This is a genomic window from Flavobacterium sp. GNP011, from assembly GCF_056428925.1.
Map to the genome: position 1 here is coordinate 1 of NZ_JBWJVJ010000002.1, position 16,256 is coordinate 16,256.

The following is a 16,256-nucleotide window of genomic DNA, read 5'->3' on the forward strand; positions in this document are numbered from 1 at the left end:
AATTTAATTGGTCATTATAAATTATAACAACCATGAACCTCAACATTATTGGTTACACAATTTACCTATTGATAACCACAATAATCATTATAAAAGTTGGGAAAATATGTTACAACAACGGCAACATATTCGTTTCAGAACTACTTCCAAATCATGAAGATTTGTGTCACAAAATCAATCAAATATTGTTAGTTGGATATTATTTATTAAATCTCGGATACTGTGCAATGACTTTAATTTCTTGGGATAAAATCATAACCTTTCATCAACTTATTGAAATTATTGCTTTCAAATCGGCGGTCATTATTTGTACTATTGCCATGATGCACTACTTCAATATTATCCTTCTTACGAAATACATCAAAAAATTAATTTAAATACATTTATTATGGAAACTACAAAAATTTTAATCGGTTACGCCTTTTATTTACCAGTTGCCTTATTATTAACTTATTATGTTTCAAGAACGCTTTTCAAAAACAGTAAAGTTTATATGTTAGACATTTTCAAAGGTCGAGAAGAAATTGCAAATGCGACCAACAAATTATTCGAAACAGGTTTTTATTTATTAAATTTAGGATTTGCACTAATGATTCTTGAAATGAATATGTATCAAGACAGTTACCAATTATTAATAGAAAAATTAAGCTACAAAATTGGAGGATTCACTATCTATTTAGGATTTATGTTATTTTTAAACTTGTACTTTTTCTTTAGAGGAAAACGTAAAGCAAGTGAAACCAAAATTGAAGAACGGATAGCAGTTAAAGAATAAAACAACAAACTTCACAGGTTTTAAAAACCTGTGAAGTTTAAAGATTTGAAAACGTTTATAACAAATTAGCTATGAATTGGAGTTATTTATTTAAACATTGGTTAGGAACATTATTTCTCGCGCCAATAATTTCAGAGCTTATCAATATATTATTTATTCCAACTTCGAACAAAATAGTAGGTTTGATGGAAGTCTATCCAATTACAATTATTTTTGGCTTTATTTTTTCAATTCCAACTTATATCATCTATTCAACAGCATTCTATTTCCTGGGAATAAAAAATGTAAAAATAATAACTTCAAAATTAATTTTGATTACATTATCAATCATTGGAATTATAATTAGTTTTTCCATCGCATTTAATAATCGAGAACATGAAATAACGACAGCCTACATTTTAGCATCACTAGCGACAGGCATATTTTTCAAATTAAATTTTATAGAAAACCAGAAATGACAACCATACAACTAACAACCAAAATAAACGCACCAATTGAACTCATTTTTGATTTATCAAGAAACATAGATGTTCATCAACAATCCACTGCGAAATCAAATGAAACCGCTATTGATGGAATAACTTCGGGTTTGATAAATTTAAACGAAACCGTAACCTGGCGTGGAAAGCATTTTGGCGTTTATTTAAAACACAAAAGTTTAATATCAGCAATGGAAATTCCAACCTACTTTGTGGATGAAATGCTCGAAGGCAAGTTTAAATCCTTCAAACACCAGCATACTTTTATTCAAAAAAAAGGATTTGTGATCATGGAAGATAAAATTCAATATGAAACACCTTATAGCATTTTTGGAAAACTTTTTAATCAATTAATTTTAAGAAAACATTTGACTCATTTTATCATAAACAGAAATAAAGTATTGAAAGCATTAGCAGAAAAATCGTAGACTTGAAAAGTTAACTTATTTATATAAATCTGATTTTTTTCCATAAAAAACATCAAAATCATAAATATTGGAATCTACAAAATAGGAATTACTTTTTTGCCAAATTTTATATCCTTTTTCTTTCCATGCTACAGGGATTTTAATTTCTTTGGCTTTAGTATATTCTGCTACCCACAGAGGATATTTAGAAAATAACGTGTTTGCTAAGTATTTATTGGCAAATGACGGAGCTGTGTATATCATTGGTATTCGTCCGCTTACATACTCAATATAGTTCAAGAACTTCACTAAATCATTTTGCAATTTGACTGGCTTAACTCTTCCATTTTTGGGTAAACTCAATTGTTCAATATCTACAATAGGTATCATATCTGTCTTACCTTCAGCAGCTATTGTTTTCCAATAATGTTGTGCTTGCTTTATAGGATCTTGATATGTATTATAAAAATGGTATGCACCTAAAATACATTTTTTCTCTCTAATGATTTTCCAGTTTTTAATAAAATCAATATCAATTTCAGAGGTTCCTTGAGTAGCTTTACAGATTATAAAAGAAATATTATCCGCGGGGTCTATTTGCATAGAAGCGTCCCCGTTCCATTTGGAGATATCAACACCATAAAAATATTGTGCCGAATCTATCACGGGTTTCGGAACAATCATTCTATTTGGAATGTTATTTTTTTGATTCGTGTTACTATAATTTTTATTTAGTACTGTCTTTTCCTTGTTACTAATACGTTTTAAATGTCCCTCATATTCCATTGTTTTATTATAAACAAAATAAGTCAGCGCACTAAGCAGTATAAAACTAAAGATATTTGTCAACAAACTTCTCTTACTGTTGCTTACTAATAATTTTTGGACTGGATCGATGTTATACTCATTTACTAGTAAATCTCTAAACTTATCAGAAAGTACCATTACACCTGTAGTGGTACTTAATATGAGTTCAAAAATATCTGCATCAAAAATAATTCCTTTATATATTATGTTCTTATTCTTGTCGTGTATGGTATTGGTTGAAGAAGAATAATCCCCTTTATCATTTAAAAGAATAGACTTTCCAGAGGCTTTGACATCCGTAAATGTTTCCTGAAAAAAGTAAAGCATTTCAGTTTTATTTCTGTAAATAGTTAAATAATTGTTTACCTTAAGATAGTTAAGAAGTGTAATTAATTCAAAAAATAATTTTACTTCTTCACTATTTTTCTCCTCATCATCAAATATTTCAGGAGTCATAAAAAAAACGGCATAATACCCGTGTGATTGCAATATTAATGCTCTCTTGCTTTGTTCTGTAAAATAAAGCTTCTGCAGGAATTCATTCAACAAAATATGGTTATTAGAATTAGCTTCTAGTATTTTATTTAGAATACTTTTTTCCCTGTCGTTAAATTGTCGCATAATTAGGTAGTTTTTACTTTTGGAGGATAATATTTATCCTGCCACAATCCTTCAATTTGTGATTTTGATATCTTCTTCAAATTAAAACTGATTGGTACGCCAACATTGTTATCTTTATTGTTAATTGCTGTTAAATAATTTTCGAAAGCAGTCATCATCGAATTTATATCCAGCACATTATTGGAACCATGATCAATTTTCCCCAATCCTTTAATAACGCTTTGAATTTTGGCATTTTGAACGTTTAAAATTCTGGCGCCAGTTTTTGATTTTTCCGCATCGGAATTGATCGTATCAATACTTTCATTTTCTTCAGAAGCTATAATCGAAATTAATTCCGGATCTACTTCTGCCAACTTGCCTACTCCTAATTTTAACTGGTTTGACGCTATGGAGGGAATTGCCCCCATTACAACAACACTTACATGCGATGAAACACTCTGGGTACTAAGCATTTCTTTTACCTTATTCATAAAAGAATCTTCAACACCGAACCCACCGGCTGCATTTTCTAGCCAGCCACCTATTTTTAACTTTTCATCCAATGCTCCTTTCAATTTATCGGAAGGACCAATACTACTGGAATCAGAATTTAAGATATGTACCATGCCGATAAAGCTCGATCCGTAACCAGCACCCGCTAATAAGGATAAATCATCAGAATCATTATTACTTTTGCTATTTGCGCTGCTTGATGATGCTGTTTTTAAAGTTGATGTATCAATTTTATCATTACTATTTACTGTATTCCAAACAGAAATTACCTTATCAGGATCAATAACTAAAGGTTCAAACATTTTTACGTTACCATGCGTGCAACTTGCTGTAATGATAAGTGTACCAGCAATGCTATGATTTTGGACTTGTTGATTTATTTGCGAAGAAACCGTGCTTGCCATTTCATCAGATTTGGAACCCAAATTACTTGTAGAATCTCTGACATATTTTTCGATATTGGCCATGGTGTCATCCTGGCGGTTACTGCCAAAGGAAAAATATTGAGAGTCCAGTTTTAATGATTCTGAAGACAAAGGAAGAGTCTTAAGACTGCTCAAGGAAAAATCAACAGGGCTTTCTAGTCCTTCTGCAATTTCCAGCTCGCTAAGTTCTTCACGAAGTTGCTGAATTTGTGTTTCATTTGCTATCCGCGACGTTAAATAATCACCTGCGCTTTGGGTAATAGATTTGTCTATTTCGGGTTGTCTTTCTTTTAATTCAGTAATATCCACATTCATATCAGTAAGCTCGTTTATCGTCATGGCAATACTTCTTTTCATCATGATAAAAGAGTTCAGTTTGTCTTGTGATGAATCAATCTTAACCTGACATTTGCTTATGTTTCTTAAAATATCTAGAACTTTTGGATCGACAATATTGCCTAATACTAAAGAAGGGTGATCGTAGGGAATGGATGATGGCATTTATATTCGTATTAAGATTATTTTAAAAAAAGCAAACTAAAAGATTACAAGTTGTTTACTACTTATTTATAAAGAATTCCATGCCTTTCATAAGACATTAATTAAAGGAATTTATTATTTTACTAGTAAACTTACTTTCATAAGTTAGCGCTTCCAGAAATATATCTGGAATATTATTTGACCTGCCATTAATGGCTAGTGCTTTAAAAAGAGTGTCAAATTTGGAAGGGTTTTTTTTAGTTAACACTAATTTCCCTGTATTATACCATTCATTTATCTTTTTCTGCCAATCAGATTTAAACTGAATTGAACATGTTGAAGGAATATTCCAATTGTCTCCTCTCCCTAAATGTGTAGAAGTAGCAGCTCTATTCTGTGCCGTCATAAAAGCTGAGCAAGGAAAACATGAAGAGACCTTATTGGTATTGTTTCCAAGAGCAATTTCAAATATAAAAGAATTTGTATCTATGGTGGTACTATATTTAATCATCGATTGTATCATCCCATGATAACTTTTAAATAAACTCCCATCAATATATGGTGCCGTTACAGCTGCAGAAAAAACTGTGTAATCAATACTCATTCCTTGAGTAATGACAGTGTTTTTTTGCGCCTCTTTCACGGCATTTATAGCATTATTTGTATTAACGACACCATTTTTATAAGCATCTGATATAGAAGCGTCAACTTCTGTTCGATACACTGAAGAGTATTGCTCTAAGGCTGATGGCCCAACCATAAACAGTTTTGATGTAGTTGACATACCCCCAATATAAGCACCATAAGGTGGTGAGCTTAACAAATTAGCTTTTTGTTCGATTACAGCTAAATATTTTGAATATTCATCAGTAAATTGATATGCCGCATCCAAAGTTGCAACTTTTGGCGTTTTTGCAACTATATATGCCAAATCACTCTTGCTTACAGATTGACTAACAGCAATAGAAACGCCCTGATCTTGAAGAAAATTCTTTACGCTGATATAATCTGTTTTTTCTCCTAAATCAGAGTATTGAAATTCGGTAATATCCTTGGTTGATGCGCCAACGAATATGGTCGCACAAAGAGCATCAGCTAACGATTGGTTTAAAAATTTGTCCATAAAATTATTTCTTTACTTATTATATTAGTTTTCGGATTCCCTTTTGTATTTAAAATATAATTACTCTATTGAGCGGTGTGCTACCCAATAAATTGTTATTGGGCTAGTCACATTTATTAAAGTAATAATATCCTAAAGAGTAGTTATATTTGGTAATGCATTAATCGCAATATCGCCAACTTTGTATATGCCTGATTGAGTCAGACAATGATTAGTTTTAAAATGGTCACTTCCAAAGGCAAATAAAAATTCCTTTGGAAGAGCCATCTCTCTTTTATGGGTTAAATTACTTCTTGGAAAACATTATAATGCCAGAGAAGGCATTAAGCGAACATTCCCGGAACCCAATTGCCAAAAAACATTATCATCAACGATAGTTGTTCCAATGGACACTTTATCCGTTACTTTGACAACAGTTGTATTTGCTAACGGTGCTCCATTATTTGCTTCATAGAGTTTGTTTACTGCCGGTACCTGGGTACCATTTGCACCATTCCATACTTGTGTATGGCATCCAGAAGCCAAGGGCGGCAATGTGTTTAAGCCATCGCAGTTAAATGCATACGAATGTGGAGTTGGTCCCGCAACGGGCAGTAATCTTATAGAGGCGTCCTCTAAAGACAAACCACCAGAAGGTACCAATTGGATTTTTACATATTCGTTGGCAGTCCTTATTCGCCCAAAATCATTTGCAAAATCACCTCCACTTCTGGCATGATCCAAACACACTTCGATACCGAATTTTATAGGAGTTCCTGTAGAATCGTTTACATCTTCAAGAGTAAAAATAGCTCCTCCTTCGGTTACTCCAAACAGATCCTCAGGTATTATTGTCTTGTCATCTAATGGCTTAACACTGAGTGTCGAGTGAGAAATATCGACTGTGTTAGTAAGAAAATCAATATTAGAAATATAATGTTTTCTGGAAGCATAATTAGTACTGATATTTTCTAACCCGCCTAATTGTACTAAACAGGTATTGTAGGCTTCTGCGGCATTATCCGTATTATAAACGTAGTTCCCATCATTGGTTTTAGCACCAGTAAAGGACGCACTGATAGCCGTTCCGAAAACAAAAACCCAATCATTGTATTTACTATTGGACGCAATCAATTGTAATCCTCCAAATAATCCAGGCCATTTATTGTAAGAAGCTGGTAAATTAAATTCTGCTGGCGCCTTACCATTCCACCCATTAAGTAAATCGTGCAGATAAGCACCGCCAGCACCCCTGTATAAAAATTCTGGTGCCATAAAAACTTTTAATGTGCCTGGATCTTTATCTGATTTATCATACGCTTTAGATATTGCGTCATCAGTAAATGAAATACGTGAATTAATATCGATACACTGCGACAAAGCATCTATTCGGCCATCTAATGATCTGCTATATCCAGGATAATACTTTATTAGGTTTGCAAACGGAGAAGAAGGAGGAGCAGGGATCATGACTTTTGCCGGCCCTGTATTTAATTCCCAAGAAATGAATTGAACTTTTGAGTAATTCATAATACTATTTTTCTTTTATAAATTGCCTACTCTATCCAGTTTTCGGCATCCCTGTTATTCTAAGAATCTGCTATGAAGCAGGTGTTGGATTTACAGGAGTTGAATCATCTCCATTACCAGCCTGATTGTATTTATTAGGATAGTATTTTGCCAGCCACATTTGTGCAATTTGGGACTTGGTAATTGGTTTTAAATAGTAATTAATCGGAATACCTATGTTCCCTGCTATACATTTATTAACATAATCTTCCATGGCATCCATTAAGGAATTGGTATCAATTATTTTATTGTTCTGATTATCAATAGTTGACAAACCACTAAGTACGGCACTTACTTTGGCAGTTTGCATCGATACCAACTGTCCGCCAGTTCTAGCGTTACCAGCAGCAGAATCTACGGTTGTCATATCATCTGATGTTGCGTTTTGAAGTGTCTGAACGGCTTTCATGGAAGATGCTCCGTCAAAATCACTAAATGATTGCACCGCCATCATTACCGTATTTGATTTAATCGACGGAATAGACCCCATAACCGTAAGCGTGCAATGTGACGTAATAGACTGTGAGCTCAACAAATTTTTGGCATCCGCTGAAAAGCTTGAATCTACACCAAAGCCGCCCGACTCATCTGCAAACCAACAACCTACACTAAATTGTCCCTGAATAGATTCAGCAATAGAATACATCGATTCCGTTGTAGTAGTATCAGTTATATTTAAGGTATGAACCATACCAATGAAACAAGAACCACATGTTTCTCCGGACAATATCTGGAATTTATTTTCCTGAGGAGTGTCCTGCTGAGCCATTGTTTTAATGATTCCTGGAATATCATTAGTTTTGATCATATCATCAGTAAACAAAGAGTTCCATACCCGTACCGATTTATCCACATCTAAAATAAAAGGGGCAAGTAACACAGCATCCTTATGGGTACATGTTATGGTTACCACCATTGTTCCGGAAATGTTATGATTCTGGTGTTGACTGTTCACTTGTGACTGTGCCGAAGTTTTGGCTTGGCTTGAATATGTATCGCCGAATACACTAACTGAATCACTGACAAAAGATGCCACTGTTGCGGCATGAGTACCAGAATCCTGTAGGTTTTGATCAAAGGCAAAATATTGGCAATTCATTTTAAGAGAATCGGCAGCAAGTGGCATTTGTTTAATCTGTGTTTTATTATAATCAATTGGACTTTCAACGCTATCGCTTAGTGTTCTTATTTTAGCTTTTAAAGGTTGTATGGCTTTTTCTGATTCCACTTTAGCTTTTCCATATGCTTTGGCCGCATCTGCTATTTGTGTTCCAACATCCATGCTTTCCTGAATAACATCAGCAACGTCAATATTCATTTCTATTAACTCCTGCACCGTCATATCAAGACTGCGTTTAAGGGCAATCAATGAGTTCAAAGTATCCTCAGAGGCATCCGCCAGTGATTGCGCAGCGCTAATGGCTACCAAATTATCTAGCTTGTCCTGGCTAACAATATTGCCTAATACTAAAGATGGATCATACGGGATGGTTGATGGCATAATTTATTTACTTAAATTGTTTTTCTTACTCATATGGCTTTTCGGAATACGCCCCGTTTTTTAAGTAGTTCCTGAACTCTACTTTTTTATCAGAAGTAAACAGATTTTTTTGTGTTCTTTCTGGTAATTCTTCTACAATTTTATAGTAAAGAATTAGAATTTATAAATAAAATGGCACCAGACAGAAAATCTTTGTCATGAAGTTGGGAAAACTTCTAATTAGATTTATAAACAAAAAAAAATCTTTCAAGAATGAAAGATTAATTAGAGGTAAAACGGAAAAAAGGATAACTCACTTTAAGACATGAAATCTTTTAATAATATCCTTATATTTATCACTCAACATGATTTTATGATTTCCCTTTAAAATAATTAGGTTTTCGGAAACAAGTATTTCCTCTATTTTTTCGGAATTCACGATGAAGTTTCTATGTGTCTTGTGAAATTTATTGGCGTCCAAAAGTGTAATAATTTTTGTTAATGAAATTAAGATCACAAACTTTTCACTTTCAGTTACAATATTGCAGTATCTTTCTTCTACTTCTATGTACAAAATATCAGTAATCAATACTTTTTTTAAAGCATTTTTCTTTTTAACAAACAAATAGTCCTTGCTTATTACCGTGTTTTGATCTTTGCTTAAAAAAACATTGGTCTGTGCATAAAACTTCTCTACTGCCATTTCTATGGCATACAAGATTTCCAATTCATTAAACGGTTTTAATAAAAAACTGAAAGGATGAGTGAGTTTTGCTCTTTCAAAAATTTGACGGTCTTTTGAACTTGTAAGAAACACAAATGGTTTTATGGAATCCGGAATTATACTGATGGTTTCAGCAAAGGCTATTCCGTCAGGCTTTCCATCTAAAAAAACATCAATGACTATGATATCAACCGCATTTTTATAAAACAGTAAAAGTGCCTCATTATAGGTAGTTGCAACTCCTACAACTGTATAATTATTTTCTATAAGTACTTTTACAAGTGGATCACTTTCTGTGGGAAGATCTTCAATGATAAGAACATTAATGTTATCCATGATTCTCAAATTTTGGCAACATTACAATTATTTTAGTCCCTATATTTTCTCGGCTTTCAATTCCTAATTTACCGCCGTTTTTACTAATCATAGTTTTACATAATTGCATGCCTAGTCCAGTCCCCATACTTTCATTGTTCCTCTTTTTAGAAAGTAAAATGGTTTCTTTCAAAAGTTCTTGCCGTGTCGTTTCATCCATTCCCAATCCGGAATCTTCTATTATTAAATTGCAAAAAACATCATTAGAATCACGGGTATAAATCAATATTTTCTCATTTTTACCAGAAAATTTAATTGCATTGTCCAAAAGATTTCTGAGAATTATTTTTATCGAATCCAAATCTGCAAATACAAAAACATCATTAGAAACTGCATTCTCAAAGGTTAAATTTTTATCTGCCATCAAAGGTTTATAATTGTATTCTACCTGTTGAACTATAGAATACAAATGCAGGGATTCCTGAAAAAAGTACAATTGTTTGGTTTGCAATAAGGCCCAATTAAGTAAATTATCCAATAAATTATAAGCACCATTAGCAATGGCGCTATTCCTATGCAACAATTTATCTAACTCTGTAAAGTTTTTGATCTCTAAGCTTTCAATCAATTTAGCATTACTATTTTTTAATGCACTTACCGAAGATCGCAAATCATGGCTCACGATAGAAAACAATTTATCTTTTGTTGCATTCAATTCATTTAATTCCGCTTTTTGGGCGAGTATTATTTTATTGTGTTTTATTTTTTGTCTATAAAAATAAATACCTGTTCCAAACAATAACAATAATAAAACCGAAGAATAAAAGAGTCCGTTTCTCTCCGCAATCTTAAGCTTGTTTTCGGCTTCAAGTATATTAATTTCCTTTTGCTTTTGCTTTACTGTAAATTTCTTTTCCAACTCAGCAACTTCCCATATCTTGTTTTGGTCGTTTAAAGAATCTTTCCAAGATTCATATTCTTTTCTATACACTAAAGCTAATGGAAAATTTTTCCTGTTCTCTTCAACAACAGCCATGTTCATAGCTGTTTCTGTTTTTAGTTCAAAATTCTTTACTTTTTTTGATAATAGATATGCCTTTTGGAAGTAGGGAATGGCTTTTCTGTCTTCATATTGCACATAATACAAGTTGGCAATATCCATATAAGAACTTATTAGCAATAAAGTATCCTTTTCAATTTTCTGTAAATCAGCACTTTTAAAAAGATATTCTTCTGCTTTATCAAATTTATTAAGATGTAAATAACTCAAACCTAAATTATGAATAACGGTGCTTCTTTTCAAGTCCAATGAATTATCGTTATTCATTTTTTCAATTTCTTGAAAATAGGCTATCGCTTTTGAAAAATCCCCTAACTCTAATGAAATTTCCCCCAAATATAATTTTACTTTGTAATAAAATCTAAATTTATAAGAAACTGCATTAAATTCATTTTTGGCCTTATTTAAAAGTTTTTTTTGTTGAAAACTGAATCCTCTAAAATAATGGCAATAATCTACAAGTACCGGATTCTTACTGTTTGTGCTCAATTGTTTCATAGAATAAACCAAGGTGGAATCCCAGTTTTTTTTAATAAAAAACAAATGAGCCTTATCAAAATTAATTTCATTTTTAAATTCTCTAGCCTTTTTTTTTATTTCAATATTTAAAAAATCTTTGCTTGATTGTTTTTTAGAAAAAAGGGGAGATGTATAAAACAACGATATTAAAACAACAAATAATTTAATTTTAGTCATTATACTCTGAAAATAGATTTTACTGTTACAACATTACAATGAAAGTTTATTAATTTTAAAATAAAAAGCTCCTTCTAACCATGTTGTACATGAGTCACAGTACCCCTTGACGTTATTGGGTCAATATCATTATTATATACTGTAACCTTATCATTATACTTACAAGTGTAAAAAACATCAATATACCATGCAGTATAATTTTTAGGCACTTCCTCTCTGGAGTCGTATTGTAAATAAAAATCTGTATTATTTTCCGCTACACAAAATGTAGGTGCTTTTGTGTTATTACTATCTATGAAAACAACAATTCTAAAATTTAATGCACCTTTTATATATTGTACCGTAACTAGAGGTGCAATTGGTCTTTTAAAATCTTCAATTGGAGCCTTAACTACACTAGCAGGGACTTTCTTACCAATCACAATAGGCTTAACAATAATGGGTATTAATTTTGGAGTAGAATTCATAATTAAATATTTGACTTCGTTTAACGATTAAATTTATTTAGCACTAAAATATAACTTTTTATAGAACAAAATTATTTTTTATCTATTATTACTATGATTTGACAAATAAAATTAAAAACAATCAATTAGGTTTAATTATTTATGATTTGAATTTTAATTCTATTTTTTGCATATCAACGTAAAATTTATTGAGATTTTAAACAGATGTTATTGCAGTTACTTTTTTTCTATAAAACTTACAAAATTGTCGACTTATTATCGCTAAATCTGAATTATGTATTCTATCTAAACAGTGAACTCTCAATCTTAAATTTAGCTGGATAACATAATACATTTTTATCTGTATCAAAATTTATTTTACAACCTAATAAGAATTCAAAGAGCATGTAATTCCAAAAAGTCTAAAATCTTTTTCAATATATTTAATTCGGACATTAGCTTTTATCCTGCGAATACTGAATTATTGTATCTTAATGAAATATATCAAATTGTATATAAATAAAGATTTTGATTAAATCAAAAATAACCACCAAAAAACAGGAATACTTTCTACCCAAAAAGAAGCATAATATCTGGAACGGTTCTCATTTGCATATCCTAAAAATAAGATAATAGACATTGCCAATCCTGTTTTTAATGCTAAAAATTCGATTCTAAAATCATTGGATAAAAATTCTAACATTACGAATAAAACCATCATAACCACTCCTACTCTCTTTGTATGTGGCACACCTATTTGTTGTGGAACGGTTTTTAAATGTGGGTCATCCCATTTTAAATCAACTATTTCAAAAATTAAAATCAAAACAAAAATCAGTATGTAACGTTGTATTGCAACTAAAAAAACAAAACTTGTAACTACTGTATTATTGTTAACTATGGGTAAAAAAAGCGTCACTCCTACCCAACATAAAGCCACAATATAGATTTTAATTCCAGCCCAGTTTCTGGCATTTTTTTTATTCGGAAAAAAAGGTAATGTATAGAGTAAAACGATGATTAGAAAAAAAAGACCAATAAATTGTGTGACTCTTTCTAAATAAAAAAAACAATAGCCCGTGGCAATTAGTGATAGAAAACTGAGGAATGCGATGGCTTTTAATTGAAGTGTCATTTTCAATTTTTGAGTTCTAACTAAAGCATCGTATTTTACAAAATTATAGCCCACGATGGTTCCGAAAAAAGTGAAGAAAGCCACGCTGGTATTATAAGAAATGTGGAACATACTGTAGGTGAGATGAACCAGCGCAAAACAAGATAATGCCACGTGAATACTACTATTGATGTAAAATTCAAAAATATTTTTAAAATATCGCATTAGACAAAATTAATCAATGTGTTAATAAGAAAGGCTTTTAGTTGAAAAATTCATAGAAAATCAACTAAAAAAAGGTTATTTATAGCATATTAATATTTAATTTTACAGCCTTAAATTAAGAAACACACAACCCATTAGACATACAATGAAAACAGACGCTTTTGCTTTAAGACACATTGGACCTAGAGAGAATGATGTAACGCACATGTTAAAAACAATTGGTGCCGACTCACTAGATCAATTGATTGACGAAACCATTCCGAGTGACATCCGATTAAAAGCTGATTTGGACTTAGAACCTGCCATGACAGAGTACGAGTTTGCAAACCACATTTTTAACTTAGGAAACAAAAATAAAGTATTCAAATCATATATCGGTTTGGGGTACAATGCTGCTATTATTCCTGCGGTTATTCAAAGAAATATCTTTGAAAATCCAGGTTGGTATACAGCATACACGCCTTATCAAGCAGAGATTGCTCAAGGTCGTTTAGAGGCTATTTTAAATTTCCAAACTACAGTAATCGAACTTACGGGAATGGAAATTGCAAACGCATCTTTACTTGATGAAAGTACAGCTGCAGCCGAGGCTATGGCACTTTTATTTGATGTCCGCTCTCGTGACCAAAAGAAAAACAATGTTAATAAATTCTTTGTTTCTGAAGAAATTTTACCACAAACCCTATCGGTATTGCAAACGCGCTCTACTCCTATTGGCGTTGAGCTAGTGGTAGGAAACCATGAAGATTTTGATTTCTCAAAAGATTTCTATGGTGCTATTTTACAATATCCAGGAAAATTTGGTCAAGTAAATGATTATGCTGGTTTTATTGCTAAGGCAAAACTAAATGAAATTAAAGTTGCAGTTGCTGCAGACATATTGAGCTTGGTAAAACTGACTCCTCCAGGAGAAATGGGAGCCGATGTTGTACTAGGAACTACACAACGATTTGGAATTCCATTAGGATATGGTGGTCCTCATGCCGCTTATTTCGCTACCAAAGAAGAATACAAACGTTCTATGCCAGGTCGAATTATCGGTGTAACTGTTGATACAGATGGAAATCGTGCTTTACGTATGGCTTTACAAACCAGAGAACAACATATAAAACGTGACAAGGCTACATCAAATATTTGTACTGCACAAGTATTATTGTCTGTAATGGCCGGAATGTATGCTGTTTATCATGGTCCAAAAGGATTGCAATACATAGCTGATAAAGTTCATGCTTCGGCAGTAACATTGGCAAACGAAATAGAAAAATTGGGCTTGTACCAAACCAACACTTCGTTTTTTGACACGATTGTCATCAAAACTAATGCTCAAAAAATTAAAGAAATAGCAGAATCAAAAGAAGTAAATTTCTTTTATGCTGACGAAAATACAGTTTCAATTTCTGTAAACGAAACAACAAGCATTGCTGATTTGAACACCATCGTTTCTATATTTGCTGAAGCTACTGGAAAATCAGCTACAACAATTTCAGAATTAACAACCGAGAATCAAATTCCGTCTCAATTAGAAAGAACATCAACGTTTTTAACACATGATGTTTTCAATAAACACCATTCAGAAACGGCTTTGATGCGTTACATTAAGATGTTAGAGCGAAAAGATTTAGCATTAAACCATTCCATGATTTCACTTGGATCTTGCACCATGAAATTGAATGCTGCCTCTGAAATGTTGCCTTTAAGTATGGCACAATGGAACAACATTCACCCGTTTGCACCATTAGATCAAGCACAAGGATACCAAGAAATGCTAGTTAAACTAGAGCAACAACTTAACGTAGTAACTGGATTTGCAGGAACTACATTGCAACCAAATTCTGGTGCTCAAGGAGAATATGCAGGTTTAATGGTTATTCGCGCCTACCACCAATCTCGCGGTGATCACCACCGTAACATTGCTTTAATTCCATCATCTGCTCACGGTACCAACCCCGCTTCTGCAGCTATGGCGGGAATGAAAGTGGTGGTAACTAAAACTCTTGAAAACGGAAACATTGATATTGATGATTTACGTGAAAAAGCCATTCTTCACAAAGATAATTTGTCATGTTTAATGGTAACCTACCCTTCTACACACGGAGTTTTTGAAAGTGCTATTAAGGAAATTACCCAATTGATACACGATAATGGTGGACAAGTATATATGGATGGTGCTAACATGAATGCACAAGTAGGATTGACAAATCCTGCAACCATTGGTGCTGATGTTTGCCACTTAAATTTACACAAAACGTTTGCAATACCTCACGGTGGTGGTGGTCCAGGTGTAGGCCCTATTTGCGTTGCACCACAATTAGTTCCATTTTTACCTACAAATCCAGTAATACCTACAGGTGGCGAAAATGCGATTACTGCAATTTCTGCTGCACCTTGGGGTTCGGCTTTAGTTTGTTTGATTTCTTACGGATACATTTGCATGCTAGGTGCTGAAGGTTTGAAGAAATCTACTGAGTACGCTATATTAAATGCAAACTACATCAAAGAAAAACTAAACGGTCATTTTGATACGTTATATTCTGGTGAAATGGGTCGTGCTGCTCACGAAATGATTTTAGAGTGTCGTCCGTTTAAAGAAAAAGGAATTGAAGTAACTGATATTGCAAAACGTTTGATGGATTATGGTTTCCATGCTCCTACAGTTTCATTCCCAGTTGCAGGAACACTTATGATTGAACCTACTGAAAGTGAAAACTTAGAGGAACTGGATCGTTTTTGTGATGCTATGATTTCAATTCGTAAAGAAATTGAAACAGCAACATTGGAGAACCCAAACAATGTATTGAAAAATGCACCACACACCTTGACAATGGTAACTTCTGACACTTGGATTTATCCGTATACACGTGAACAAGCAGCATTCCCATTGGAATACATTGCCGACAATAAATTTTGGCCAACTGTACGTCGTGCCGATGAAGCATATGGAGATAGAAATCTAGTATGCTCTTGCGCTCCAATTGAAGCGTATATGGAGAGTTAGTTTTCAAATAAAATATAAATAATAAAAATACCTCGATATAT

At 32.7% G+C, this 16,256-nt stretch carries 13 protein-coding genes; 4 read left to right on the forward strand and 9 right to left on the reverse strand.

Annotation, left to right across the window (positions count from 1 at the left end):
- Positions 1-32 precede the first annotated feature (32 nt).
- The 3 genes from AC061E_RS02595 (at position 33) to AC061E_RS02605 (ending at position 1,682) form a co-directional block, all read left to right on the forward strand.
- Positions 33-377, forward strand: a complete 345-nt coding sequence (locus tag AC061E_RS02595; RefSeq protein ID WP_478284867.1) for a hypothetical protein — start codon at positions 33-35, stop codon at positions 375-377.
- Between the two features lie 11 nt (positions 378-388).
- Positions 389-775 (forward strand): hypothetical protein, encoded by a 387-nt coding sequence (locus AC061E_RS02600; RefSeq protein WP_478284868.1) that lies wholly within the window; start codon positions 389-391, stop codon positions 773-775.
- 454 nt (positions 776-1,229) lie between these two features.
- A complete protein-coding gene (locus tag AC061E_RS02605; RefSeq protein WP_478284869.1) occupies positions 1,230-1,682 on the forward strand; it encodes an SRPBCC family protein in 453 nt (150 codons plus the stop codon).
- Positions 1,683-1,697: 15 nt separating this feature from the next.
- Here AC061E_RS02605 and AC061E_RS02610 read toward each other — a convergent pair whose 3' ends face one another.
- The 9 genes from AC061E_RS02610 to AC061E_RS02650 form a co-directional block, all read right to left on the reverse strand.
- Positions 1,698-3,089, reverse strand: a complete 1,392-nt coding sequence (locus tag AC061E_RS02610; RefSeq protein ID WP_478284870.1) for a GH25 family lysozyme — start codon at positions 3,087-3,089, stop codon at positions 1,698-1,700.
- 2 nt (positions 3,090-3,091) lie between these two features.
- Positions 3,092-4,510 carry a hypothetical protein gene (locus AC061E_RS02615; protein ID WP_478284871.1) on the reverse strand — a complete coding sequence of 473 codons (1,419 nt, stop codon included), beginning with the start codon at positions 4,508-4,510 and terminating at the stop codon, positions 3,092-3,094.
- A gap of 97 nt (positions 4,511-4,607) precedes the next feature.
- Positions 4,608-5,612, reverse strand: coding sequence for a hypothetical protein (locus tag AC061E_RS02620; RefSeq protein WP_478284872.1), 1,005 nt, complete (start codon positions 5,610-5,612; stop codon positions 4,608-4,610).
- Positions 5,613-5,915: 303 nt separating this feature from the next.
- A complete protein-coding gene (locus tag AC061E_RS02625) occupies positions 5,916-7,121 on the reverse strand; it encodes a hypothetical protein (protein ID WP_478284873.1) in 1,206 nt (401 codons plus the stop codon).
- Between the two features lie 70 nt (positions 7,122-7,191).
- Positions 7,192-8,661: a hypothetical protein gene (locus AC061E_RS02630; protein ID WP_478284874.1), complete on the reverse strand. Its 1,470-nt coding sequence runs from the start codon at positions 8,659-8,661 to the stop codon at positions 7,192-7,194.
- A 292-nt stretch (positions 8,662-8,953) separates the two neighbouring features.
- Positions 8,954-9,700 (reverse strand): LytR/AlgR family response regulator transcription factor, encoded by a 747-nt coding sequence (locus AC061E_RS02635; RefSeq protein ID WP_478284875.1) that lies wholly within the window; start codon positions 9,698-9,700, stop codon positions 8,954-8,956.
- On the reverse strand, positions 9,693-11,237 hold the full coding sequence (locus AC061E_RS02640; RefSeq protein WP_478285110.1) for a tetratricopeptide repeat-containing sensor histidine kinase: 1,545 nt from the start codon (positions 11,235-11,237) through the stop codon (positions 9,693-9,695). The genes AC061E_RS02635 and AC061E_RS02640 overlap by 8 nt, the downstream gene beginning before the upstream one ends.
- 272 nt (positions 11,238-11,509) lie before the next feature.
- The gene (locus AC061E_RS02645; protein WP_478284876.1) at positions 11,510-11,902 is read right to left on the reverse strand and encodes a hypothetical protein; all 393 of its coding nucleotides are present in this window, start codon (positions 11,900-11,902) and stop codon (positions 11,510-11,512) included.
- A 511-nt stretch (positions 11,903-12,413) separates the two neighbouring features.
- Positions 12,414-13,220, reverse strand: coding sequence for a UbiA prenyltransferase family protein (locus AC061E_RS02650; RefSeq protein WP_478284877.1), 807 nt, complete (start codon positions 13,218-13,220; stop codon positions 12,414-12,416).
- 145 nt (positions 13,221-13,365) lie between these two features.
- Between AC061E_RS02650 and gcvP the strand changes: the two genes are divergently transcribed.
- Positions 13,366-16,215, forward strand: a complete 2,850-nt coding sequence (gene gcvP, locus AC061E_RS02655) for an aminomethyl-transferring glycine dehydrogenase (protein ID WP_478284878.1) — start codon at positions 13,366-13,368, stop codon at positions 16,213-16,215.
- Positions 16,216-16,256 lie beyond the last annotated feature (41 nt).